The sequence below is a fragment of the Sulfitobacter aquimarinus genome (genome assembly GCF_040149565.1).
In the GTDB taxonomy this organism is placed as follows: Bacteria; Pseudomonadota; Alphaproteobacteria; order Rhodobacterales; family Rhodobacteraceae; genus Sulfitobacter; species Sulfitobacter aquimarinus.
Genome location: NZ_JBEFLO010000009.1, coordinates 125190 through 147779, shown reverse-complemented (window position 1 = coordinate 147779; position 22590 = coordinate 125190). Strand labels below are relative to the sequence as shown.

The window sequence follows — 22590 nt, the reverse complement described above, 5'->3', positions numbered from 1 at the left end:
GTTTTCAAAGGCTTATTGAGAAATTTCCCCTTCGGGTTTTTCGCAATCCAAGAGCACAACATATAGGTCCCTCACTCCAAAGACTGGCAAAGTATGGCGTTCGACAATGAACATCCGTCAGAATAAATTTGGGCAAAGAAAAATCTTTCTGAACATTAGTGAAACTGTTTCTGATCCAATTGGGAGCGCGTTTTGCAAAGAAAACTCGCAAACTCGCGATAGTGATTCTGCATAATTCACCAAATTTCCAAAGCACTTTGAGCAATAAATTCTGAGGTAGTACCAGCAGTCTTTGCGCCAAAGACGAACCGTGTTTCTGAGTTCTTCGCCATTTATTCTGCATCACATCACCCCTCATTGGTCGTCAGCTTTTCGCTTACTGCGCTTTCTCTCTCAGACCGCATGTGTCGGCATGTTGTTCAACACCGTCTTGGTCTGGGTATATAAATGACCTGTCATCTCGCTCAGGGCAACGAAATGCAGCATAAATCCATCAACAGTTCAATTTTCGCATCGAATGGCTATCAGCCGCTGATATACGTAAATTCAATATTATGTTTTTTTAATATTTGCGATGTAACTCTTGGAAATTTTTACAAATTTCGTCATATCTCAATGTGTCTCCTTCCCGCTTGGATTGAAGGATCGGGTCAGCTCTGGGTGCCCCGCCAGCATTACTGGAGTACATAACTGTGAACGTTATCGGGATCATTCGTGAAGCGGACCTCCTCACCAACGTTGGTCTCACCCATATTTTCAGCCGATCAGCGCAAATCTCCTGCGCACATCCGACGATTGCCAACGATACCCCGAAAGTTTCGCCCGTACTTCGAACCGACGCCTATGCAGATCGAGATGGTACATCTCTGGATATAGCGACCTATATTGCCGGCCTATCGAAAGATGCTGCGTTCCAGATCGTCGAGCAACTTCTCGGAGAGATGTATCAATATGAGGGTGCAGGGTGCTGGCTCACCAGTGATGCTGCAACGCAGCTCAGTTATCTAATAGGTTCTCCTTTGAAGAATGACGACTACGACTCTCCAGATTGGGACGAGTCCGACGGCGACCTTCTTAAACCGCCACCATTTGAAGATTTCTATGTTTTGAAATGGCCCTCATCGGTACGCTTTTCCTATGCTGGCTCGGTGCGCGTATGCCTTCAGTACTCAAGAAGCGTAAAGCTGCTAAACAAAGATACCGAAATTCGCTTCGCCGGATTTGCGGCAGATCGACCACTCATGCAGTCCCTCTCCGACCTATTTGGGCTCGATATTACAGTTGAACGTGGATTGCCGTGGGAACGCAACTGGTCCGAAGCTGCCGCCACTGAGATCATGATGCCGCCTTCTCCAATTCAACTGGAAACCGACGATCCTCGGGTGGGCGAAGCAAATATGGGGCCGTCGTCGGTCTTCTTTTCCCGCGGCCGATTAGATCTCGAAGTGCTTGCGCTCCGCGATGCTGTAGAAAATGTCAGCTGTCGAACCATAATCTGCTTGTCAGATGGTACCTTGGAAAAACGCTCGAAAGACCCATCCGCAGCCCGTAGTTTAATTTGCCGCAAGGACCGTCTCAGCGCAGTTCTACATGCGCCGAAGGGTGTCTTATATGAGAATGCACCTGACGCGAAAAATGTAGTGGTTGTTCGAGGTACAGATCAATTCCCGACGCCCGTTCGGTTCGCCGATATAGGGGTCTATAGTAACAATCGCTCAAAATCAGGTTCGGCCCCGAATTGGTCGACTATACCTCTATCCAAAGAATCCAAGATTTCCTTACACAGATGGCGGGATGTTGAACGGGCGGAAATCGCTACAAATGAATATGTGTTAATCCCTCGACGCTACCTTTTATATGCTCCGGGTCCGAGAAGGATTGGTCAGCACCGGCCAGATGTGGAAACCGCCCGGCTCGACAGCCTTTTCAGAATCCACAGACCATCCGTAGTAACCGATGACCCTCCGGAAACGGTGAATTTTAGAGAGGTCAGCCCACAGGACATCAGCGAAGATGGCATGGTTCTTTCCGCATCACGAGGCCTGACAGTAAGTCAGGCAAAATGGGAGAGCTTAGAACAGCAGCGGTTGAGATCTGGCGATTTGTTGTTCACGATCAAAGGGCAAGTCGGCAAGGTGGGGATATTCCTTCCTGAAATATTCGACAAACCGGAATGGGAACCTTGGTCGGCATCACAATCGCTCATGATTTTGCGGCCGATATCGAGCGAGATGAAAATCCATCCAGAAGTAATGTTCATGTATCTATCCGCGCGCGCGGTTCGAACTTACTGGCAAGCAATAGCTGCAGGTAACCGAAGCAAGGCCATCTCCATCCGTGATTTGGAAAACCTACGGGTCCCGTTGAGAACCGCAGATCTTCAGCAGGAGATACGCGAAATGTTTGGTAAGATTATCAGAAATGCACGCCGTCGGTCTGCGCTGACTGCGAAAACTCAATCCCTGCGTGAGCATGCATGGGCTCAATTCTCGCGGGACGAATTGGAATAATATATGAATCCATCACTTTTCAAGAACAAGTTTCACTGAACGTTTTCATACTCATGAAAAGGTCCTTTCGAGCCGAGAGATGCGGCATTGAACATAACCTATTCGTTACGCGGGTAGTCGGACAATATCGCTGTCCGACTGTGATACAATGGCGTTGATCTCAATAAACACCCTACAGCGGATTGGACCCCCGAGCTGTCATTTTACATTTTTTACGTAACAGGATGTAACACTACACGGGTGCGCATCGGGACTTTGTCATAGAGCTCGACAATCTGATCATTCACGAGCCTTGCGCACCCATTTGAGACAGCACGCCCGAGAGTCTTTGGATTGTTCGTACCATGCACGCGTAGTAGTGTATCACCAAGGCCTGGCTGAAAAAGATAAAGCGCACGAGCACCCAAAGGGTTTTTCAGGCCACCAGGCATTCCTTTGCGAAGGGGACCATACTTTTCCGGCTCGCGACGCAGCATGCCAGGTGTTGGTGTCCAACTCGGCCACTTCCTCTTTGCACCTACGTAAAATTCGCCTGCTTCATAAAGACCGGGACGGCCTACACCCACAGTATATCGGATTGCACGGTTATTGGGTTGGGTCCAATAAAGAGCGAAATGGTTTGGGATAACATGAATTTCGTAAGGAGCAGCCCTGATTGGGGATTTTACAACCTTGGGAAGGAATTCTGGTGGGAGATCATATTTTGGTAAGACGACATGAGCTGAAACAGGATTGTTGAGAAAAGTTACTGCTGCTCCGGTAGTCAGGATAAATTTTCTTCTATTCATTAACAAAGGCTTTCGACATATAACGAGGTAGGCGAAGCATGCAGCTCTCTGGTTCAGGGCAACATGCTTCGAGTGATTAAAAAATCTTAACTTGTGTCCCGACTTCGGCAAGAGCAAATAGTTCTTCAATATGCTCATTATAGAGGCCTATGCACCCATTTGAGGATGGCCTACCTATTTTCCGAGTGTCCCCTGTCCCGTGGACGCGATAATATTGCCATGAAAGATAGAGTGCGTGAGTGCCCAGAGGGTTATCCGGACCTGGAGGCCAAAAGTCTGGCCAGTCAGGGTTACGGATTTTCATCGACGGGGTTGGACGCCAAGTTGGTCCTTCTACTTTCTTAATCACACTTGTGTAGCCGCGTTTTGTCAGCTCTTCGGATTCCGGCACACTGGAAGGGTAGAGTTTATAGACATTCTGGTCTTCAGACCAATACTGGACCGCTCGGGAATCTATGTCGCAGAGAATTACACCATTCTTCAGATCGTCAAAGTGATCGCGCCAATTGGCAATCGCAAAGCCCGATGAATTCCTTCGTACAGCAGGTGCCGGAGGAGGTGGCCCGTTCTGAGCAAGAGCGGAGCCTGCTGTAAGAACCAATCCACCGGCCGCTGCTCCAAGAAGGGCGCCGCGCCGTGTGATAGTTGCATCTTTTGTAAACTTCATAGTGCTTTCCTTGGTCCCGCCAATTTAGAAGCTTCTACAACCTTCACCTACTGGAGGTTCAAACGATTTCTCATCACAAAAAAGTGAGATCGATATTTCTGAAAACGTGCTTTGCGAGCACAGTATCAGCCTGCGGTTTTAGCACTGTGCGGTTATGCTTTACTTCACCACAAACGGAAGGCCATTCACATGAAGATGGCTTGCATAGGTTGCTCTGGTCCGTAATGGGTAGTTAAGTGAAGGCCGACAAAATGAAATTTCAAGCACACTTCCCCGCATACTCGGAAACTAAAAGGAACGGCAAAATGAAATTATGTATGAGTGGTCTCGGTCTTGCGATACTCGCACTCGGTGGATGTGCTGATCTTGCTGGTCAAACGGGCGCTTCCAATGACATTTTCATCAAAGAGTTGCCGGAGGGTGTTCTTGAGATTGCAGCACCTTTTCAGGACTTAAACGCAGTCAAAATTGAGCCGACAGATGGGTGCTTTGTCTACCGCTACGTAGGCCCTGTTGAGACGACATACTTGCCGCTGCGGTCAAAACGCGGAAATCCAATATGCTCAAGACCACAAGGCGTGCCCGCAACTGGTTAATCCAGCCGCAGGATCGATTGCTGTCCTGATGCGGAAGAAGCAGGCCTGATGTTTGCTCAACTCTGTGCGGTAATTCTGTCTTCTGGCGGATAGAGGATTGCTGAGGAGCCGGTTGAGACCTGATCATAGAGCCCGTTGATGTGAGCCATTACCATTCGAACGCATCCCGAGCTTGCACGTCCGCCGATTGATTTCGGGCTCGGCGTGCCGTGAATCCGCAGGTAGGTGTCGCGATTACCAACATAGAGATAGAGCGCTCGCGAGCCGAGAGGATTGGTAGGTCCACCGTCCACGCCATCGGCAACGGGCCCATATGTTGCAGGATCACGTTCAATCATTGCAGGGGTTGGCGTCCAGGTCGGCCAGTGTGTTTTGCGTTTGATCAGATACGTTCCTGGCTCGTAAAGGTTTCCCCGAGCGATCGCGACGCCGTAGCGCATAGCGGTTCCATCATTGCGGATATGATAGAGATATCGGGCAACTGCATCGACATGAACATCTCCAGGTGTCAGGCTGTCGTTTGCTTGCACAAGCTGCGGAAGAAACCGTGGATGAAATCCCCATGGGTTGGACGTGGCAGGGTCATAATTTGCGGGTGTAACCTGAGCATCCCAAGCGCCCCACTTTGATCGGTTAGAGGTTGGAGCGGCCAGTGCGGCCTGAGGTATAGGTGCAGAAAACAAAGCAGCAGTAGAGATGACAAAATGGCGTCTGGTCAACATATCAAAACAACCTTCTAATGAGTGGCGTGAGAACCGTATGTCAGCGACCGGCCACAATTCCAAGCGGAACCAGTCACATCTTTGTGTGGGGGTGACGGATCAAGCTCTGCACAAAGCAAACAGTTCCAGAACACTTTCCGACAAAGAATAGGGATCATGCGCTTGCGCATTCAAGCACCTATCTCGTTATGCTCAGTCAAACACTCTGAATGGTCACGCAGCACCTCAAGCACTTTGCATTCCGCAACGCTGTCGCCATCACACTCGGCAACCATCCGTCTCAGTTCTTTTTTCAGAGCTTGAAGCCGCTTGATACGCTGTTCGACCTGCCCAAGCTGGCGCCGTGCAATTGAATCCGCTTCTGAACAGGACTGCGCGGGATTATCAGCCAGGTCCAGAAGCTCGCGGATGGAATCGAGAGAAAAGCCAAGTTGTCGCGAATGGCGAATAAACGCGAGGCGGTCGAGATCTTTCTCGTCATAGCGTCTTTGCCCCCCTGCGGTGCGCCCCGCTTCATTCATCAGGCCGATTTCTTCATAATAGCGGATCGTCTGAACCTTCGTTCCGGTTCTCCGTGAAAGCGTTCCAATTGCCAGCATATGCCATTCCTTATCTAAAGTCACTTGAGGTTATCTACGTTTACACACTGTTGAAAATCCATAGATTTCACAAAAACGTGACATGGTATCAAAGCTCCACTTTTTTGCTTGAACCTCTATCAGCTGTAGCTTGTATCACCCAGTACAGGTGATTTTCAGAAAGGTCGAAACTTGCCATGAAAAAAGTGCGAATAACTATGTGGTCTCTCGTAGCTATAGCCATCATAGCCGTAGGCGGCCTGTGGGTATCACAGCGCGACCATCTTCCGATTGCTGCCGTGCGTTTGGCTGATGCAGAGACTGTAATAGCCGACTTCGAGCTGACCGATCACAATGGCATGATGCAGACCGATGAGGATTTCCGCGGGCGTTGGATGCTTGTTTTCTTTGGATTTGCAAACTGTCCCGATGTTTGCCCCATGGGTCTGTCTACCATAGGACAGGTTATGGATGATCTGGCGGATGATGGAACTATTGTACAGCCTCTTTTCATTACTGTTGATCCCGAGCGGGACACCCCCAGCGTTCTGGCTGAGTATGTTCCACAATTCGGCCCAAGCATTTTGGGACTCAGCGGACCGCCGGAACAAACCATGAGCACCGCCAAGGCCTTCAAGGTCTACTACCAACGCAATGAAGATGAATATGCGCCCGATGGATACACCATAGGCCACACATCATCCTTCTTGCTGTTTAATCCGCAGGGCGAATTTGTGCGGATCTACGAGTACAACGCCGATCCCTCCCAGATCGTATCCGACCTCAAGCAAAGGATAGAAGGGTGACAACAAATTCTCTTTTATCACCAACAGATAATCGCGGCGTAACCCTGGTCTTCGCGGCGTGGTTTATTGCCTTGGCCGCTTCACTGGCCATCCTATTTATCGGCGAGGTATTGGGGCAAACCCCCTGCCACCTGTGCTGGTTTCAGCGCGCTTTCATGTTCCCGCTCGCTGTCATTCTTGGCGTAGCGGCATGGCAGTCTGACCTGTTCATCTGGCGATACGCTCTTCCACTCGCTGCTATTGGAGGTGCAATAGCTCTGTATCACTGGCTGCTTTATGCGGGTATCGTACCAGAGCCGATCACTCCATGCACTGAATCTGGCCCCTCATGCACCGATGACGCAATGCTGATCCTTGGCCTGCCCATTCCGGCACTCTCTTTCATAACTTTTGGGGCAATATCTGCTCTGCTCCTCCAACTGCGACGGATTTCCACATGACACGCAAAACTCTTGTCCTCATCACCTTGACCACCGTGCTGGCCCTTTTCGCGCTCGGATCATGGTTTGTATCTCGCTCGAATACAGCGCCAGTTGCGACTTCGGCTCCTGCAGAGCAGCAAGAGCAACTCGTTCGCGCTTACTCCCCTGTTCTGGGCCGAGAGGACGCGCCAGTTACGATTGTGGAGTTTTTCGACCCAGCCTGCGAAGCTTGCCGCGCGTTTCATCCAATTGTGAAGCAAATCCTCGCCGAGTACCCCGAAGATGTACGCGTGGTTTTGCGCTACACACCGTTTCACGGCGAAGGTTCGGAACTGGCAATCAAGGTGTTGGAAGCTGCCAGAATGCAGGAGGTCTTCCTACCTGTGCTTGAGGCGTTGCTGGAGAACCAGCCCAGTTGGGCATCTCATGGCGCTCCAGAAACAGCGCGGATTGTAGAGATCGCAGCGGCTGCTGGTCTGAATGTAACTGCTGCCGCAGATCAGATCAAATCCCCAGGTGTCATCGGCATCCTCAATCAGGATCGCGCCGATGTAAAAGCCGTCGGAATTACAGGTACGCCCACGTTTTTCGTAAATGGGAAGCGTCTGACCGACTTTGGCGCAAAACAGCTGATCGCGCTTGTTCAGTCTGAAGTTCAAGCGGTTGCAGGAAACTGAACCGAGTGAGGATATCAAAAATGAAACGCATTGCAAAAGGCATACGCGGCCTTATTTGTACCCTTCTGATGGGGATGCCTGCAGTATCAACAGCAGAAGACACCAATGGAGCAATCAAGGTTGTTGTTGAACAACCTTGGGCGCGGGCAAGCCTTGGGACATCGCGCCCGGGTGGCGCCTATCTGACACTTCGGAATGCGGGCGAGAAGCCCGTTACACTGATCGGGATACGAGCCGATATTGCAGGCATGACGAGCATCCATGAGACACAAACAGACAATAATGGTGTCAGCAGCATGATGCCTGCTGCTGATATTGAAATCCCAGCAGGAGAAACGCTTTCGCTGAAGCCAGGCAGCTATCACATCATGCTGATGAAGCTGCAGGCGCCGCTTGTCGAAGGGGAGACCTTCCCAATAATACTGCTCTTTGCGGATGGGACAGAGCTGGAAGTGATGATGCCAGTGCTGCGTATCGGCGCACGCGGACCCGAGGGCTGATACAGGCATGAAACTTATCACAAAGTTTTTCGGTATCGGCGGTGTCGCTTTGGCCACCGCTCTTTTTATGGGCTGGTGGCAGGTCGATGGACCAGGGTCCACGTCAACTCCGCGCCAGCGCCCACTGCCCTTGACGGAAATGAACTTTGAACTGACCAATCAGAATGGTGAAGCAGTAGGTCCTAAAACCCTCATCGGACAGCCGAGCTTAGTCTTCTTTGGCTTCACCCATTGTCCCGACGTCTGCCCCACTACTCTCTCGGACATATCTGCGTGGCTCGACGAGATCGGACCCGACGCGAGTAACCTGAACACAGTGCTCATTACTGTCGACCCAGAGCGCGATACAGTCGGTGTGCTGGCTGAATATGTCTCATATTTCCATCCACAAATTCAAGGTTGGACTGGTTCAAATGCACAACTCGCCGATGCAGCGGAAGGGTTTCGCGCAGTCTACGAAAAGGTAGTGCGCGAAGATGGCGACTATACCATGAACCACACAGCAGGCGTTTTTCTGTTCAGTTCAACAGGTCGCATGGTGACGACAATTGATTATTACGAACCACGAGAATTCGCGGTGCCGAAGATAAGGCGTGCGATGCAAGACCGAGATGCCGATGGAACAATTTGAGATGCTTTTGGAAACAACGCTCCGTTTGCCAGTTCGTGGCATGGTTTGGAGAAACTTCCGAGCATAGTTCGGCAATTTAACCTGAAACAAGCGAGTAGGACTACAAATGTTTTCTAAGACGAAACTGCTTATTGGTGCCGTACTACTGACAACCATCACAACGGCGGCCACAGCCCAGACTGCTATTCATGTGGCCAAGACCCGAGGATGCGGATGCTGTTTGGCCTGGATGGACAGACTTTCTGACGCCGGATTCTCACCCGAAGGCGAGAATGTCGGCGGTGCGCTCGTCCGCCTAAAGATGGACCGTGGTATCCCTGTCTCAATGTTCTCGTGCCACACGGCAACCATCGAGGGCTATACAATTGAAGGGCATGTGCCGCCTGCAGACATCACACGTCTTCTTGAGGAGCGCCCTGATGCAATCGGTCTTGCGGTGCCTGGTATGCCAATTGGTTCACCTGGCATGGATTTTGGGGATGGCTCTGATGCCTATGATGTCTTTTTAATCAAGAAGGACGGTAGCACCGAGATATTCTCGTCCTATCCTGCGAGCTGAGTATGGAATTGCTCACGACTCTATCGCCTATCGCCTTGGGCTTTTACGGAAGTCTCGCAGCGGGTCTCATGACAGCCGTGGGTGCGGTTCCGGTCCTCTTCGGAAACACGCCTTCGCGAAAATGGCGCGATATCTCCCTTGGGTTTGCCGCAGGGGTCATGCTGGCGGCTTCATTCTTTTCATTAATCATTCCAGCGCTTGATGCAGCCGAAATTCGATACGGGGATAGCGCGATACCTGCTTTGATCGTCTGTGCTGCAATCCTGCTTGGCATGGGGGCTGTCGCGATCTTGAACGAGGTGATCCCGCATGAGCACTTTAGCACAGGCCGTGAAGGCCCCGAAGCCGCATCGCTACGTCGTGTCTGGCTATTCGTCATAGCGATTGCCATCCATAACGCCCCGGAAGGTTTGGCTGTCGGGGTGGCATTCGGCGCGGACGGGTTTGATGGTGGATTTCCTGTGGCTTTGGGGATCGGTTTGCAGAACGCGCCAGAAGGGCTGGCGGTTGCTGTGGCTTTGCTTGGTGAAAAATACTCTGCAAAACGCGCGTTTGGGATCGCGGCTCTGACTGGCTTGATTGAACCTGTCACCGGCTTTCTTGGTGCCGCAGTTATCGTTGTTGCCGAACCGCTCTTGCCTTGGGGCCTTGCCTTCGCCGCTGGTGCAATGCTGTATGTCATCAGCCATGAGATCATCCCCGAAACCCACCGCAGTGGTCACCAGAAACAGGCGACTACAGGACTGGCGATCGGTCTGGTCGTGATGCTGTTTCTCGATGTCTGGTTGGGCTGATCATTAAGCTCCCGGTGTCACTGGGGGCTTTCATTCTTTAGTCAAGCTGCGGCAGACGTACTGCTTTTTGGGTAGTTAAGCACCAGACTGTCTTGTCTCAGCCCGCAAAAATCGTGTGCTCAGCCATCAGTTCATCCGCAATCTAAGCGAAAATATCAATTGGTGTACCGTCTCGAAGCATCGCATAGATATGCTCGATTTCGCTATCAGTTACTGCAATACACCCAGCTGTCCAGTCGGGTTTGATTGGATCAATACCCGGGCGTGGACCGCCATGTATGAAGATTTCGCCACCGGGACTGCGGCCTTGTGAGGCTGCGTAGGCAATGTCGGCTTCGTTCGGATAAGATATCCCGACCGACAGGTGGAACTTACTATCTGGATTACGCTTGTCGACCGTGTAGCTTCCCTCGGGTGTTTTCCCATCCCCTTCAAACTGCTTATGCCCAACGGGAGCAAATCCGAGGTCAAATTTATAGGTCTTCAGAACCTTTGAATCGTTGAACAAAAACAGGGTCCGGTCAGCTTTGAACAACTGCAAGCGCGTAACTTCTGGACCATTATAGGTTCGGAATTTTGTCGCACATCCCGCCAAAGTAAGAGCCAGCCCACCAAATAGTGCAAAGCGGCGTGTCATTCCTGTCATCATATCCCTCAGTCACGTTTGTGGTTGTTTATTTTTATTCATAAGCGAGTTTCAAATCAACAATTTGTCTGCTCATCGCGTGATCTACAGCCTCGAAACCGTCTCGCGGATAGCTTCAACTGGATCACGGAACTGATCGCTGCAAACGCCACCATCCGAACACGGTAAGGCCGACAAAGACGAAAAGCAAAAGGATGCTCACTGTGCCCCATCCATCAACCACTGCACGCTCTATCGCAGCACCAAAGTAGTATCCAATGCCCACCAAAAGCGACATCCACAGCAGCGCAGAGGATGCATTCAATACCGTGAACATGGGCCACTTCATTTGCGTGAGGCCTACCGGCAATGCTCCGATCGTCCGCATCCCCTTGGGATAGCGGTATATGAAGATATAGGCTGGCCCATACACATCCAACATTGCTTCGGCTTTGAGCATCAACGCCGACAACCGCGGACGTGTCGACAAAAAGCCAGTGCCATACTTGCGCGCTACCGCAAAACGCAATTCATCTCCCAGGTGTCCGCCTGCAAAGGTTGCCAAAGCGACCAGTGAAACTTCCAAAGCCCCCGTGTGCGCAGCGTAGCCGCCAAACAGGGGCAGAGAGCCACTCTTTAGGGCGCAATAGGCAAACAACAGCAGATAAACCAATGTGCCATATTGTGAGATAAGAGTGAGGAAGGCTTCCAAGTAGATTGCTCCTGTGGGGCGAGGATCTTTGATGCATCCGAGTGTAGAACATCCAGAAACCGGTAATTATCCGAGTGCTTTGAGTAGCAGAGATTACCGTGATGTCGCCAGAGCTGATACCAATAAAGTCTGCATTACGGACAAGGCTCGTTTGGCTTATCAGGAAATGCAAAGCTTAACATGAGCACCGCCGTTATAAGTATCGCCGCACCTTGGTTTTGTATGTCCTATAGTCTGCTCCATAGATGTCTTCCAACCACGGCTCTTCGGCAAATGGCGCGGCGGCAAGGACAATGATGCCGAACGCTGCTACACATGCCGCCCATCCAGATGCAGACAACACTGCCCACCCCACGAGAATAACCATATCCGCCGCGTATTGCGGGTTGCGAGAATAGCGATAGAGACCGTCTGTCTTCAACTCGGCGACCTCGCCGCTGGTCGCTCCGAATCCGATTTTACGGACGCCAATCGAGACAACAACATTCCCGATGATAATCAGCATAAGACCGATGCCCCACCGCAGAGGTGCTGGCCAGCCAAAGCTGTTCCAGTCCGCTATGCCCAGCACGAATGTTGCGATAAATATCAAGATTGTGGCAAGCCAGACCCGAAGCTTTATCCCTGTCGTGGCCTCCTTTGGGGGCCAGATACGACGCTCGGGGAATGCGATCGACCACCCGAATGCGACAAGAAGATAGCAACCGGCGATCCCGCCGACCGATATGGCAAGGACTTCGATGTTACTGAGCATGGTCATGTCCATGGTTATCCAGCGCCCCCGTGTCTTCGCCTGAACGGAGTTCCTGCCATGCTTGAACCAGAATGAGCTGAGCCGACCTCAGAAACAGGCCAGCCATGATAATTGCGACGATGAGGTCGGGCCAGGCTGAGGCCGTCAAAAGCACAGCGACGCTTGCAATCATAACCGCTACGTTGCCAATGGCATCATTGCGCGAACACAGCCAGACCGAGCGCACGTTTGCATCGCCGTCCTTGTAGCGCATCAAAAGCATGACACTTGCCAAGTTTGCGGCGAGCGCGAGTAGTCCGATCAATCCCATGATCTGCGCGCTGGGAACACCCAAAATGAAGATCTGATACACCGTGGAGCCGAAGACCCAGAGGCCCATCAACAGAAGGCTGACCCCTTTGATCAGCGCAGCGGTTGAGCGGACCTTGAGGCTCATGCCGATGACCGCAAGGCTGAGGCCATAGGTTAAGGCATCCCCGAGAAAGTCGAGAGCATCCGCCTGAAGGGCTTGCGAGCCCGCAAGCTTACCTGCCGACATTTCCACGAAGAACATGGCGGCATTGATGAAAATAACGATCCACAGAACCCGCTTGTAGGCAGGATCAACGCCATCAAACCTTGGGTTGCCAGAGCATCCGCATGCCGCTTCCGTTTTACTGAATGTTTCAGTCATTTGTTGTTCCTCATGGTGTGGACATAAAAAGCCAGCGTGGGACACGCGCGGCATAGTCTTGAAAGGGGTTTCCGAATGTCTGGATAAGGGCCGCTTCCTCACCCCTGATCTGGACCCGGTCAATCATCAGGAAGAATGCGACCACGACCAAGACTGTACTGACCGCGCCAAGCCACAGGACAAAGGCCATCAAAACGATCAACATTCCAACATACATCGGGTTGCGCGTTATGCTGAAGACGCCGCTGGTCACCAGTGTTGTTGCCATGTCGGGCGACTGAGGGTTTACGGTTGTCTTGTGGCGGATAAAGCTCAGGACGGCGGGAAGCAGAAAGAGCACCCCCGCCAATGCAGTAGCGGCAATCAGCCACGCAGGTGCTTCGAATAGTGCCAACGGGACGAAAGCTGCAAGCAACCCTGCAGTCACCATGCAAAGAGCCAATTGCGCAAGTGGAGGTATGTTCATAAACAAGTTTCCAATATCTGATTCTTTACAACTATAATTGCTTCAGTGACTAGAGGTTCAAGAGGAAAATTCGATGTTATTAATCGGCCAACTTCCCAAGCGCACGCGCGTCAAAACTCCGCCGATCCGAGACTATGAACAAATGGGTTTGATTGATGCGCCTGAACCTTCAGAAGTTAACCAGCGCCGATACACAAAAGAAGGTCTGAGCCGCTTGTCCCTTTATCGTTCATTCCCGCGATCTGGGGTTTTCGGTCGAGGATATCAAAGGGCTTTTAAAGTTGAGCCAGCATCCTGAAAAACCATGCCTGGATGCGCACAGCACTGCGGCTCAACACCTCCAATATGTTCGAGCAGGATCGCAAAACTGCGACGCCTGGACCGTGAGCTGAAACGCAATACAAAATGCGACGCCGGGAATGTGGCCGCCTGTGCAGTGATTGAGACACTTGCCGACCATGGCCTCGAGAGATCACATAAACAAGCCTTCAGTCCAAACGTGCGGCCCTTAAAGACCAGCAGAAAATACGGATGTTTGGTAATCTATGTATGCTCATAATACGAATATCATACTGTTTTAATGATAGAAATCTCTTTTGAATATGGACCGTAGGGTATGGACACACGGCACAATTCGATTGTAGATGCGCGTCTGCGAAAATTTTTTTCAAGGAAAGTGACGGCTCGTAAAGACATACTTCAAATGAAATGAACGCAACGATATTCCGCCCGGCTCACATGAAAACAATGCAATTCTGAAAAATAGATAGGTAGAACATGAACTTGATCGATTTCGCCAAAACCCTCCCAGCTGATTTCGAAGAAGTGGATTTCATTGATCATCTCAAGAAATCGGTGGATCTCGATCAAATCAAAGACCTCTCAGAAATCGAGGTAAATAACCTCTTTGATGCTGTGCAATATTTGGCCGATTACCTGTTGCTCGTTCGTGAATACAAAGGTTTTAAAGTTGAAGTAGAAGGAAGCCCGTACGTTCGGTACAGTGGTCCATACATTCAGAACTTCCTCACAAACCAGAACGAAGGGCCCAGCGATTTTGAGCAAATTGATACGCTTGGTGTCGGCGGCGCTGACAAATATCTGGGCTGACCTGAAAACGGCTGCTGTCTGTCAGCGCTCGGCCATCGATATTGCGCATCCTGATCTGCGGGTCCGTTTCCCAGTGTAGATTTGGGAAGGAGACGGCGTTGGTAGTCCATATAAAACCAAGTGGTGCGATCAATTTTGAGATGGTGGCACCGGAGGTAAAGATCGTGAGTAACGCTGCCGTTGATGCCTCGATCATAGCGATGAAGACTGAGTGCTTCGACACCGGCCTTGCTCAGCGAAGCATCAGACGGAAGGAGACGCGCCCCCCGGGTGAAACACCTCTTCTGAATATGATGTTCTGGACTTATGTGGCAGTGGATTAGCCATTGGTCCCACTTCTGTTGCTCGGCCGGATAGTGAGAAGAATCGCGTGATCTCATGGTATCTGATCCGCGTATCTTCCAGTGTTTGATAGTATCGGAAAAGCTCTTTCAACGGCGCAGAGAAATCCTTGTGTGCTGCCAGCACTGCAACGAGCGCCCCGAGGCTAATGCGGCCCTCAATTACGAAATAGCCACCCAGCGAATAAAACAGGAATGGCGTGAGCGCGGTCAAAAAATTGTTCAGCGCCTTGATGAAGAACTTCAAAATATAAATACGTCTCCGGACCTCTTCCAGCTCTCGAAAGCTGGTAAGTGTTGGCGCGAACCGTGACGAACTACCCACATCTCGAAGTTGATCGCTGAGGTATCTGCCCAAATACCGGACCTCTTTGATCCTTGTCCGAGAATATCCGTTCACACGGCGTTGTAGCTTGGGGAGGAGGATCAATTGGATCGGTAAAACGGTCAGCGCTGCAGCACCCAGCACGGGGTCCTGCATAAACATGAACAATAATATCGTGGCGAGTGTGCCACCTTGAAGAACCGGTAACGTCAGCACATCTGCCGCAAATCCGCCGATGGGTTCGACTTCTTGAGCGAGGATAGGGACAATTTCGCTCTGGTCTCCCGCATTCGGGTCGCGGCGCCATTGCCGATACACCAGCAACCGAAACCTGCGCAAAAACCGCTCAGCGACATATCCTTTGAAGACATTCAAAACATACTTGTTCAGACCGCTCGCACTTATCGCCAGCAGGTAAAGACCCGACAACGTCATCAACAGGGTCACCTGTTCAAATTCATACCCCAAGTAGGTGATAGGGAAGCGGTCTGCCTCCAATGCACCGTTTACGATCTGTTTCGGCAGCTCCAGCGTGACATACAAGATCGGCATTGCGATAAGGCTCAGGATGATCATCAATGCTTGCTGCTTGCGAGAGTATCTCAGAACAGTTTTGAAAAGGCTGGGATCAAGACCGCCTACAGTGGAGGCTTGTGGCTCTTCAAGCGGTTGCTTCCGCGACCATTCAATCAGCCTGCGTATCAGGAAAGAAAGCAGGACAGCCAACAGCAGTGCAGGTGCAAGAACGAAAATCAGATGGATGATCGGGTGAATCCAATCCGGCACTGTATCGTCGTATGGGTAGCCAAAGAACAGCACCAGATCGTGAACAACGAGGTAATATTTATCCCAGAATCCTATCACTGCTGAATGGCTCATTGCTCTGGCGCGAGGTGGTCATGCACCATAATGACGCCAAACATCCCCGCCTCACGGTGCCCCGGGACCAAGCAGACAAACTCGAGGTTGGTTTTGCTCGAAAAATTCCAGTCCAGCGTTTTGCTTGACCCGCTTGCGATCGATACCGCGTTTGGATCTTCATGCTTCATGTCTGGGTGCTCAAGCATCCATTGCTGATGCTTTTTAATCTCTTCAAAAGATCCCAGGAAAAACTCATGGTCCAGATGACCTAAATTGTTAATCACAAACCGAACGACCGATCCCTCTTTGATGTGGATCGCGTCAGGTTCGAAAAGCATGTAACCACTTTGCGTTTCCTCAATATTGATCTCGATTATGCGGGTGATCTCTTTCCCTATTGCCGGCTTGCCGATTGGAACATGTCCGGGGTGGTCGTATGCGCGGGCGTGAGGCTCATCTCCTTTGCCTGTGCTTGCCTCTACGCCCATCGCAGCAATACTCATACCGCTCAGGATGAGAAGAGCCGTAAAGATAATCTTCATTTCATGCTCCATATAACCAATGTTTTTATTGGGGGACGTTGACACAAACGTGAATCCGTTTGGTCAATCGAAAGGAGGCGATGAAACACATCGCCTCCAGACCCTATTACTTAAGTTGTGTAACGGTCAGCTTGCCTTTGACCGGCTCGGCGATGAATTCGATCTCCTGCCCTTCGGACAGTTTGGAGATCATCGCCTCGTCTGCGCGAAACACCATCTTCATAGCAGGCATATCGAGGTTCAGCAGAGGACCGTGGTCAATCGTGACCTTGCCACCTTTTGCGTCCACCTTTGTCACTTTGCCTTTGGTGTACTCCACCTCAGCCTGTGCAATCTGCACATCTGCTGCCGCCATTGTCATGCTTGCCTTCATTGCGTGTTCGCCAACAGCAACCGCGCGATACATACCGGACTCGTAGTGACCCGGAATGAGGCACGCAGCCTCGAACGCGCCATCATTTGCAAAGGTCCAGATCACTTCGCCCGAAGCACCGGCATCAAGGTTGATGCGGTTTGGATCGTCATGCTCCATCATCATCTTGGCCATTTCGATCTTGTGCTCGGCGTTGCGCTCCATCGTGTCCAATACGAACTCATGCTCCAGTTCGCCCTTGTTCTCTATGACAAAACGGATCGTTTCACCTGTTTTGAAGGTCATCTCGTCACCCTCAAGGAGCATCTTGCCATCGTCCGTTTCAACCATGGTCACATTGATTGTCCGGTCCACCTTTGTGGCGTCACCTGGCATCCCGATCATCATCATTTCAGCGTGGGCATCACCGTGTCCCGCACCATGGTTGCCGTGGCCTTCGGCCTCTTCAACCTTTACCTCGGAGTGCTTTGTAGCGTGCTCGCCACTTGCGAATGCAGGTGCTCCAAAAGAGAGGGCAATCGCAGTTGTCAAAAGAAGGTTTTTCATCATTTTTCCAGTGTTTTAGAAGTTTTAATTACACGATGGGCCGGTTCAGCCCTTTTGCGTTGGTTTCGGTGTCAGAATGGTCTTGGGGCTGTTGTTGGACGCGAACTCCGGCAGCTCGCCGGTCCACTCATACGCCTGCTCGCCGGGAGGGTTTTCATACCAGCCGGGGTCCTCATAATCGTCTGCTTCTATTCCCTCGCGGACCTTTACGACCGAGAACATACCGCCCATCTCAATGGGTCCGTGGGGACCCCAACCGTTCATCATCGGAATAGTGTTATCCGGTAACTCCATGGTCATTTTGCCCATGTCACCCATGCCCGCTGTGCCCATTGGCATATATTCGGGCTGGAACGACCGGATTTTCTGGGTGAGCTGTTTTTTATCGACACCGATAAATGTCGGCACGTCGTGACCCATAGCATTCATCGTATGGTGCGATTTGTGGCAGTGGATGGCCCAATCGCCCAAGTGCTCGGCGGTGAACTCATATGCCCTCATCGCGCCTACAGGGATGTCGATGCTGACTTCGGGCCACTGCGCGCTTTCTGGCACCCAGCCACCATCGGTGCAGGTTACTTTGAAGTCATAGCCGTGCATGTGGATCGGGTGATTTGTCATCGTGAGGTTCCCCACACGCACGCGCACCTTATCACCGCGGTTGACCACCAGTGGGTCGATGTCAGGGAAAATCCGGCTGTTCCATGTCCACAGGTTGAAGTCCGCCATCGTCATGATGCGCGGGACATAAGTGCCCGGATCAATATCGAAAGCATTGAGCATGATCAGGAAATCGCGATCAACTGGCATGAATGTCGGATCCTTCGGGTGGACCACAAACATGCCCATCATTCCCATTGCCATCTGCACCATCTCATCCGCGTGCGGGTGATACATGAAAGTGCCGGATTTGATCAGGTCGAACTCATAGACAAAGGTTTTGCCCGGTTTAATCCCCGGATGGCTGAGACCCACAACACCGTCCATACCCGAGGGCAGGATCAGGCCGTGCCAATGCACGGAGGTATTCTCAGGCAGTTTGTTGGTGACATATATCCGCACGCGGTCACCTTCGACAGCCTCGATCGTGGGACCGGTCGACTGGCCGTTATATCCCCAGAGATGGGCGATCATACCATCGGCCAGCTCGCGCTCCACCGGCTCGGCGACAAGGTGGAATTCCTTGACCCCGTTGTTCATCCGGTGCGGCAAAGTCCAGCCGTTCAACGTGACAACAGGATTATAATCCACACCCGATGACGGGCGTGGCGTGATCGCGGTTGCGGCACTGTCCATTTGCGCTGCTTCCGGCAAGCCCATGTTCAGGGTCTTGCCCCAAGCTTGGGAAGAGACAAGCGTTGCACCAGCAGCACCTGCTCCGAGTAATTGACGTCTGTTCAACATTTCAAATTTCCTTTTCAGTGTCCTGCGCCGCCACCAGCGGCAACTGTTGCGCCTTCTCCAGCAGCACCACCGCCACCTGCACCACCGCCATAAATGGCAGCTGTCAGATCGGCCTGAGCCATGTAGAAGTCGCTCTTTGCATTTGCTGCCTCAAGAGACGCGCTCAACTTCTCGCGCACATCTGTCAGCAGTTCGAATGTGTTTGTGATCATGCCGTTGTAGGACAGCAGACCTTCCTCCTCGACGGTCTGGCGCAGAGGGAGCAAAACGTCCTGATAATGGCGCGCAATCTTATACGAGGCATGATAAGACGCCTCTGCACCGCGTGCCTCGGAGCGCACATTCACGGCCGTTTCGGCAAGCACATTTGCGGCCTGCAGATACGACAGCTCTGCCTTGCGCATCCGCGCCTTGCCCGTGTCGTAAATCGGGATTGCGAACTCCAGCTCCACCTGAGGTGTCAGGACCTTTTCGGTATCCCCATCCTCGCCTGCCTCGCGTTCAAATTCGGCGCCGCCGACGATTTCAAGATCGCTGACAATGCGGGTTTGATCCGTAAGACCGAATGCTGCCGCTTGGGCTTCAAGACCCAGTTTTGCTACACGCAGGTCAACGCGATTTCGTAATGCCTTCGCTTCGATGTTTCCAATGTTGCCGACTGACTTGGGCAAAGCAGGCAATGCATCGGGCACATAGTAGTCAACCTCGGTTCCCCAGAGGCCCATTAACCGTGTCAGTTCCTCTTTCGACTTGGTTGCATTCAGACGTGCCTTTGCGAGCTGTCCTGCCAACTCGGCATTGAACGCCTGCTCACGGGCCTGTCCTGCCTTGTTCAGAGCACCCGTCTCACCCAGCTTCCGCGCCAATTCCGACCCGGCGTCAGATGTTACTTTCGCCCGCTTGAGGTATCCAACCGCCTCAAACGCAGCTACGGACGCAATCCATGCCTGACGGGTCTGATTTGCCAGTGCGAGGGTGTCATTAACGGCACTCAGCTGTGCTTGGCGAAAGCCGGCATCAGCAATCTCACGGCGCTGTTTGCGCGTTGTCGCATCCAGAATATTTGCGCGTATCAAACCTTCGATGGCGCGGTAGGCACCCAGTTCAGGCGCACCTATTCCCAATATGCCAATCGATACCACAGGGTTCTCTGGCGTTGATTGCTGCCATGCGTCAGCAGCTGACAATCCTACGTTTGCATAGGATGCCTGAAGCCCCTTGTTATTGAGCAATGCCACCTGAACGGCCGTATCCGCCGAGATCGTCTTGCGATGTACCATCGCATGAACTTGTTTTTTCAAAGCCTCGTTTTCAGCCTGGGTTTCGGCAAAAACGGTTCGCTTGCCTATTGCAGGTGTCACCTGGCTTGAAACGTTGGCAAAGCCTGCTTTTGGCTCGGTGTAAGCACCGGGCACGGCGACCGCACAGGCCCCAAGAAACAGCGGAAAACCTGCAATCAGCGGTAATTTAGAAATACGCATTAATTTCCCTCCGACTGTTCTTCGTTGACGGTGCGCCAATCGCGTGGGCCGGTCGGGCCGCGATATGTGTATCCGGCGAGGGGATCTTGATACCTCACAGGCGACACAACGGCCGTGTTCGTAACGGCTTGTTGTGCGGCAACGACGGGCAATGGCGTCGCCGTATAGGGCAAAGGCTTGAGTTCTTGCGCGCATGCGCCAAGAGCAAGGGCCGAGGCCCCCAAAAGTATTTGAATTTTCATGGGTCGTACCTGACTGATGAACTTCGGAACCGCGTGAAAAAGAACGCGAAACGAAGGCTCTGTTAAGAGCCTATGATCAGATCAGAAATTGGGGAGGGCGTAAAAAGCCTGAAGGCTCGGTCGAGCGCGCCTGAGCTTGAAGGGGGATGTAACGGTCAGCAATGCTATGCCCCGGAAAAAGACGTGCAGTCTCATTAAGGACAACAGAACTGCAAATACCGCTACAGCATTTGCCCGCCCCGTGGTCTTGCCCTTCGGCACTGTCCACAGACCCACATTTCCCAGCTACTTGAGCAACCTGCGACATATCATGGCTTTGGTGATCAGCGCCGACAGTCAAACTCTCGGGGGTGGAATGGTGGCCGCCATGCATATCAGACGAAGCATGCGCGGCGGAGGGCGGAAGGAGCACCAAAGCAAAGACAAACGCAGCGCATGCCAACGTTTTTATCAATGCATATATGGATTTCACCGTGTTCATCCCTCTCGTTTGGGCAACTCGGTCCCTCCTGTCAATCCATCCAGCGCAGGAAGGTTTCCAACTTTTTCGTGATACAAGCTCAGATGTATCGGTCACAGGCACTTTGACCGATATGCCTCAAAACATCCGTGCCAACATCCATCCACCCATGCCAAGCATCATCAGATTTTCGGTCAGCGAGATAAACCCAAGCGGCACATTGCTACTGCCGCCCACGCAGGCGCATTTCAGCTCTCGCTTGTCGATATAGACTGCCTTGATGACCGAAACCGCCCCAATACCGCCGATGATAATTGCCACAGGTGCGGCCAGCCACAACAGCGCGCCTGCCGTCATGGCGATACCGGCGAATGCCTCACCGAAAGGGTAGACTTTGCCATAAGGCACCCAACGCTGCGCGAGCAGATCATAGTTGAGGAACATCGTCGAGAAACTCTCGATATCTTGCAGCTTTTGAACCGCCAGAAAGCACATGGAGATCGAGATGAACCATTCAAACGCGCGCAGGGTGAATATATTCTCAAAACTATACCATGACAGACCAAGCGCCATCAGGCCCGCCACCGCGAAGATTGCAATGACCGGTTGATAAGAGGTGTCGGATTGCTCCTCCTTGGGCTTGTCCAGATCGAAATAAATGCGCAGGTCCTCATATCCGCCAACGCGTTCCCCCTCAACAAACGTCTGGGGCGTCGTCTCAACTCCATGCTTTTCCATAAACGCATCAGTTTGTTCGCGGGTCTCCAAGGGGTGATCCTCGACTTCCAACCCCTGCCGCTCCAACAGATCCTTGGATTTCAGGCCGTAGGGGCATGTGTGGTCAGGGGTGGCCATGCGGTAGAGTTTGGCGGTTCTGGTATCTTTATTGCTTGGCATATTCATCTCCTTCATTTTCCGTCTATTTCTGGTGTTGCAGCGGGGCCGCCTTCCAGATCGATGATCAGCGCTTTCATCTCGGAAATTTCCAAACGCTGCGCCTCAATAATGTCATCGGCCAGCTTGCGCACACGCGGTTCCATAATGTTTGCCCGCTCCGAGGTGAGAATTGCGATGGAGTGGTGTGGGATCATCGCGCGCATCCAGGATGTGTCATCGACCGTGGTCTGACTGCGCACCGCAAACAGCGCGAGACCAAAGACCAGCGCGCTGCCCGCAAATATCGCCATGTTCGCGGCGCGGTTGGTATACATGCCCAGCATAAATGCCAGCATGATCACTGCCATCACTGCGCCCATATAGAGAGCCATATAGCTACGGGTTTCGCTGAAAAAGACATGATCCAGCACGTAGGTGTTGAGATACATCAAGCCGAACATCACTATAGTTGATGTGATGATCATTGCGAAAAAACGTGTGTAAGACATGGAAATTCCTCCTCTGAATAATTGCCTGTTCAGGAAAGAA

General features: G+C 51.9%; 28 protein-coding genes. 12 read left to right on the top strand and 16 right to left on the bottom strand.

All coding sequences use genetic code 11. The features are described 5' to 3' along the window. Nucleotides 1-692: 692 nt before the first annotated feature. Nucleotides 693-2510 carry a restriction endonuclease subunit S gene (locus tag ABMC88_RS15625; protein WP_349577813.1) on the top strand — a complete coding sequence of 606 codons (1818 nt, stop codon included), beginning with the start codon at nt 693-695 and terminating at the stop codon, nt 2508-2510. Nucleotides 2511-2722: 212 nt separating this feature from the next. Here the strand turns inward: ABMC88_RS15625 and ABMC88_RS15620 are convergent, their stop codons facing one another. Both ABMC88_RS15620 and ABMC88_RS15615 read right to left on the bottom strand, forming a co-directional pair. Next, nucleotides 2723-3298, bottom strand: a complete 576-nt coding sequence (locus ABMC88_RS15620; protein WP_299415790.1) for a L,D-transpeptidase — start codon at nt 3296-3298, stop codon at nt 2723-2725. A gap of 76 nt (nt 3299-3374) precedes the next feature. Continuing rightward, nucleotides 3375-3965, bottom strand: coding sequence for a L,D-transpeptidase (locus tag ABMC88_RS15615; protein ID WP_349577812.1), 591 nt, complete (start codon nt 3963-3965; stop codon nt 3375-3377). 251 nt (nt 3966-4216) lie between these two features. Here ABMC88_RS15615 and ABMC88_RS15610 point away from each other — a divergent pair, with 251 nt between their 5' ends. Continuing rightward, nucleotides 4217-4561, top strand: a complete 345-nt coding sequence (locus ABMC88_RS15610; RefSeq protein ID WP_349577811.1) for a hypothetical protein — start codon at nt 4217-4219, stop codon at nt 4559-4561. Nucleotides 4562-4617: 56 nt separating this feature from the next. Here the strand turns inward: ABMC88_RS15610 and ABMC88_RS15605 are convergent, their stop codons facing one another. Further along, nucleotides 4618-5283 carry a L,D-transpeptidase gene (locus tag ABMC88_RS15605; protein ID WP_349577810.1) on the bottom strand — a complete coding sequence of 222 codons (666 nt, stop codon included), beginning with the start codon at nt 5281-5283 and terminating at the stop codon, nt 4618-4620. 170 nt (nt 5284-5453) lie between these two features. Further along, nucleotides 5454-5882 carry a MerR family transcriptional regulator gene (locus ABMC88_RS15600; protein WP_299415799.1) on the bottom strand — a complete coding sequence of 143 codons (429 nt, stop codon included), beginning with the start codon at nt 5880-5882 and terminating at the stop codon, nt 5454-5456. A 197-nt stretch (nt 5883-6079) separates the two neighbouring features. Here ABMC88_RS15600 and ABMC88_RS15595 point away from each other — a divergent pair, with 197 nt between their 5' ends. The 7 genes from ABMC88_RS15595 (at nt 6080) to ABMC88_RS15565 (ending at nt 10250) form a co-directional block, all read left to right on the top strand. Then, complete coding sequence (locus ABMC88_RS15595) at nt 6080-6667, top strand: SCO family protein (protein ID WP_349577809.1); 588 nt, start codon at nt 6080-6082, stop codon at nt 6665-6667. Beyond that, nucleotides 6664-7107, top strand: a complete 444-nt coding sequence (locus tag ABMC88_RS15590; protein ID WP_349577808.1) for a disulfide bond formation protein B — start codon at nt 6664-6666, stop codon at nt 7105-7107. The genes ABMC88_RS15595 and ABMC88_RS15590 overlap by 4 nt, the downstream gene beginning before the upstream one ends. Then, on the top strand, nt 7104-7766 hold the full coding sequence (locus ABMC88_RS15585) for a DsbA family protein (protein ID WP_299415806.1): 663 nt from the start codon (nt 7104-7106) through the stop codon (nt 7764-7766). Before ABMC88_RS15590 ends, ABMC88_RS15585 begins: the two co-directional genes overlap by 4 nt. Nucleotides 7767-7786: 20 nt before the next feature. Then, nucleotides 7787-8266 carry a copper chaperone PCu(A)C gene (locus ABMC88_RS15580; protein ID WP_299415809.1) on the top strand — a complete coding sequence of 160 codons (480 nt, stop codon included), beginning with the start codon at nt 7787-7789 and terminating at the stop codon, nt 8264-8266. A 7-nt stretch (nt 8267-8273) separates the two neighbouring features. Next, nucleotides 8274-8897 (top strand): SCO family protein, encoded by a 624-nt coding sequence (locus ABMC88_RS15575; protein ID WP_299415811.1) that lies wholly within the window; start codon nt 8274-8276, stop codon nt 8895-8897. A 106-nt stretch (nt 8898-9003) separates the two neighbouring features. Further along, complete coding sequence (locus ABMC88_RS15570) at nt 9004-9456, top strand: DUF411 domain-containing protein (RefSeq protein WP_299415814.1); 453 nt, start codon at nt 9004-9006, stop codon at nt 9454-9456. Between the two features lie 2 nt (nt 9457-9458). After that, entirely contained in the window at nt 9459-10250 is a 792-nt protein-coding gene (locus ABMC88_RS15565) for a ZIP family metal transporter (protein WP_299415843.1), read from the top strand. Between the two features lie 142 nt (nt 10251-10392). On the opposite strand, the gene ABMC88_RS15560 is transcribed toward ABMC88_RS15565, so the two are convergent. The 5 genes from ABMC88_RS15560 to ABMC88_RS15540 form a co-directional block, all read right to left on the bottom strand. Continuing rightward, on the bottom strand, nt 10393-10887 hold the full coding sequence (locus tag ABMC88_RS15560) for a L,D-transpeptidase family protein (protein ID WP_349577807.1): 495 nt from the start codon (nt 10885-10887) through the stop codon (nt 10393-10395). A gap of 133 nt (nt 10888-11020) precedes the next feature. Then, nucleotides 11021-11587 carry a DedA family protein gene (locus ABMC88_RS15555; protein ID WP_299415848.1) on the bottom strand — a complete coding sequence of 189 codons (567 nt, stop codon included), beginning with the start codon at nt 11585-11587 and terminating at the stop codon, nt 11021-11023. 193 nt (nt 11588-11780) lie between these two features. After that, nucleotides 11781-12353, bottom strand: coding sequence for a methyltransferase family protein (locus tag ABMC88_RS15550; RefSeq protein ID WP_349577806.1), 573 nt, complete (start codon nt 12351-12353; stop codon nt 11781-11783). After that, nucleotides 12331-13014, bottom strand: a complete 684-nt coding sequence (locus ABMC88_RS15545) for a cation efflux transmembrane domain-containing protein (protein ID WP_299415853.1) — start codon at nt 13012-13014, stop codon at nt 12331-12333. The genes ABMC88_RS15550 and ABMC88_RS15545 overlap by 23 nt, the downstream gene beginning before the upstream one ends. Before the next feature lie 10 nt (nt 13015-13024). Then, nucleotides 13025-13480: a methyltransferase family protein gene (locus ABMC88_RS15540; protein ID WP_299415856.1), complete on the bottom strand. Its 456-nt coding sequence runs from the start codon at nt 13478-13480 to the stop codon at nt 13025-13027. 73 nt (nt 13481-13553) lie between these two features. Here ABMC88_RS15540 and ABMC88_RS18565 point away from each other — a divergent pair, with 73 nt between their 5' ends. The 3 genes from ABMC88_RS18565 to ABMC88_RS15530 all read left to right on the top strand — a co-directional run bounded on the left by ABMC88_RS18565 (nt 13554) and on the right by ABMC88_RS15530 (nt 14590). Next, on the top strand, nt 13554-13778 hold the full coding sequence (locus tag ABMC88_RS18565; RefSeq protein WP_366141496.1) for a MerR family transcriptional regulator: 225 nt from the start codon (nt 13554-13556) through the stop codon (nt 13776-13778). Next, nucleotides 13762-13872: a hypothetical protein gene (locus tag ABMC88_RS15535; RefSeq protein WP_299415858.1), complete on the top strand. Its 111-nt coding sequence runs from the start codon at nt 13762-13764 to the stop codon at nt 13870-13872. The genes ABMC88_RS18565 and ABMC88_RS15535 overlap by 17 nt, the downstream gene beginning before the upstream one ends. 385 nt (nt 13873-14257) lie before the next feature. Continuing rightward, complete coding sequence (locus tag ABMC88_RS15530; RefSeq protein WP_349577805.1) at nt 14258-14590, top strand: hypothetical protein; 333 nt, start codon at nt 14258-14260, stop codon at nt 14588-14590. 243 nt (nt 14591-14833) lie between these two features. On the opposite strand, the gene ABMC88_RS15525 is transcribed toward ABMC88_RS15530, so the two are convergent. The 7 genes from ABMC88_RS15525 to ABMC88_RS15495 form a co-directional block, all read right to left on the bottom strand. Next, nucleotides 14834-16135: an ABC transporter ATP-binding protein gene (locus ABMC88_RS15525; RefSeq protein ID WP_349577804.1), complete on the bottom strand. Its 1302-nt coding sequence runs from the start codon at nt 16133-16135 to the stop codon at nt 14834-14836. Continuing rightward, entirely contained in the window at nt 16132-16659 is a 528-nt protein-coding gene (locus ABMC88_RS15520) for a cupredoxin domain-containing protein (RefSeq protein WP_299415865.1), read from the bottom strand. Before ABMC88_RS15520 ends, ABMC88_RS15525 begins: the two co-directional genes overlap by 4 nt. Nucleotides 16660-16765: 106 nt before the next feature. Next, a complete protein-coding gene (locus ABMC88_RS15515) occupies nt 16766-17578 on the bottom strand; it encodes a copper-binding protein (protein ID WP_299415868.1) in 813 nt (270 codons plus the stop codon). A 45-nt stretch (nt 17579-17623) separates the two neighbouring features. Continuing rightward, nucleotides 17624-18982, bottom strand: a complete 1359-nt coding sequence (locus ABMC88_RS15510; protein WP_299030600.1) for a multicopper oxidase family protein — start codon at nt 18980-18982, stop codon at nt 17624-17626. A 14-nt stretch (nt 18983-18996) separates the two neighbouring features. Further along, nucleotides 18997-20463, bottom strand: coding sequence for a TolC family protein (locus ABMC88_RS15505; protein ID WP_349577821.1), 1467 nt, complete (start codon nt 20461-20463; stop codon nt 18997-18999). 840 nt (nt 20464-21303) lie between these two features. Then, nucleotides 21304-22062 (bottom strand): MauE/DoxX family redox-associated membrane protein, encoded by a 759-nt coding sequence (locus tag ABMC88_RS15500; RefSeq protein ID WP_349577803.1) that lies wholly within the window; start codon nt 22060-22062, stop codon nt 21304-21306. An 11-nt stretch (nt 22063-22073) separates the two neighbouring features. Then, nucleotides 22074-22550: a DUF305 domain-containing protein gene (locus ABMC88_RS15495; protein ID WP_349577802.1), complete on the bottom strand. Its 477-nt coding sequence runs from the start codon at nt 22548-22550 to the stop codon at nt 22074-22076. Nucleotides 22551-22590: the final 40 nt, after the last annotated feature.

What these genes read in the sequence shown, in the direction of transcription:
- ABMC88_RS15620 (WP_299415790.1), bottom strand. Translation starts at nt 3,298, where the DNA reads ATGAATAGAAGAAAATTTATCCTGACTACCGGAGCAGCAGTAACTTTT.
- ABMC88_RS15615 (WP_349577812.1), bottom strand. Translation starts at nt 3,965, where the DNA reads ATGAAGTTTACAAAAGATGCAACTATCACACGGCGCGGCGCCCTTCTT.
- ABMC88_RS15610 (WP_349577811.1), top strand. Translation starts at nt 4,217, where the DNA reads ATGAAATTTCAAGCACACTTCCCCGCATACTCGGAAACTAAAAGGAAC.
- ABMC88_RS15605 (WP_349577810.1), bottom strand. Translation starts at nt 5,283, where the DNA reads ATGTTGACCAGACGCCATTTTGTCATCTCTACTGCTGCTTTGTTTTCT.
- ABMC88_RS15600 (WP_299415799.1), bottom strand. Translation starts at nt 5,882, where the DNA reads ATGCTGGCAATTGGAACGCTTTCACGGAGAACCGGAACGAAGGTTCAG.
- ABMC88_RS15595 (WP_349577809.1), top strand. Translation starts at nt 6,080, where the DNA reads ATGTGGTCTCTCGTAGCTATAGCCATCATAGCCGTAGGCGGCCTGTGG.
- ABMC88_RS15585 (WP_299415806.1), top strand. Translation starts at nt 7,104, where the DNA reads ATGACACGCAAAACTCTTGTCCTCATCACCTTGACCACCGTGCTGGCC.
- ABMC88_RS15580 (WP_299415809.1), top strand. Translation starts at nt 7,787, where the DNA reads ATGAAACGCATTGCAAAAGGCATACGCGGCCTTATTTGTACCCTTCTG.
- ABMC88_RS15575 (WP_299415811.1), top strand. Translation starts at nt 8,274, where the DNA reads ATGAAACTTATCACAAAGTTTTTCGGTATCGGCGGTGTCGCTTTGGCC.
- ABMC88_RS15570 (WP_299415814.1), top strand. Translation starts at nt 9,004, where the DNA reads ATGTTTTCTAAGACGAAACTGCTTATTGGTGCCGTACTACTGACAACC.
- ABMC88_RS15565 (WP_299415843.1), top strand. Translation starts at nt 9,459, where the DNA reads ATGGAATTGCTCACGACTCTATCGCCTATCGCCTTGGGCTTTTACGGA.
- ABMC88_RS15560 (WP_349577807.1), bottom strand. Translation starts at nt 10,887, where the DNA reads ATGACACGCCGCTTTGCACTATTTGGTGGGCTGGCTCTTACTTTGGCG.
- ABMC88_RS15550 (WP_349577806.1), bottom strand. Translation starts at nt 12,353, where the DNA reads ATGGACATGACCATGCTCAGTAACATCGAAGTCCTTGCCATATCGGTC.
- ABMC88_RS15545 (WP_299415853.1), bottom strand. Translation starts at nt 13,014, where the DNA reads ATGACTGAAACATTCAGTAAAACGGAAGCGGCATGCGGATGCTCTGGC.
- ABMC88_RS15540 (WP_299415856.1), bottom strand. Translation starts at nt 13,480, where the DNA reads ATGAACATACCTCCACTTGCGCAATTGGCTCTTTGCATGGTGACTGCA.
- ABMC88_RS18565 (WP_366141496.1), top strand. Translation starts at nt 13,554, where the DNA reads ATGTTATTAATCGGCCAACTTCCCAAGCGCACGCGCGTCAAAACTCCG.
- ABMC88_RS15530 (WP_349577805.1), top strand. Translation starts at nt 14,258, where the DNA reads ATGAACTTGATCGATTTCGCCAAAACCCTCCCAGCTGATTTCGAAGAA.
- ABMC88_RS15525 (WP_349577804.1), bottom strand. Translation starts at nt 16,135, where the DNA reads ATGAGCCATTCAGCAGTGATAGGATTCTGGGATAAATATTACCTCGTT.
- ABMC88_RS15520 (WP_299415865.1), bottom strand. Translation starts at nt 16,659, where the DNA reads ATGAAGATTATCTTTACGGCTCTTCTCATCCTGAGCGGTATGAGTATT.
- ABMC88_RS15515 (WP_299415868.1), bottom strand. Translation starts at nt 17,578, where the DNA reads ATGAAAAACCTTCTTTTGACAACTGCGATTGCCCTCTCTTTTGGAGCA.
- ABMC88_RS15510 (WP_299030600.1), bottom strand. Translation starts at nt 18,982, where the DNA reads ATGTTGAACAGACGTCAATTACTCGGAGCAGGTGCTGCTGGTGCAACG.
- ABMC88_RS15505 (WP_349577821.1), bottom strand. Translation starts at nt 20,463, where the DNA reads ATGCGTATTTCTAAATTACCGCTGATTGCAGGTTTTCCGCTGTTTCTT.
- ABMC88_RS15500 (WP_349577803.1), bottom strand. Translation starts at nt 22,062, where the DNA reads ATGCCAAGCAATAAAGATACCAGAACCGCCAAACTCTACCGCATGGCC.
- ABMC88_RS15495 (WP_349577802.1), bottom strand. Translation starts at nt 22,550, where the DNA reads ATGTCTTACACACGTTTTTTCGCAATGATCATCACATCAACTATAGTG.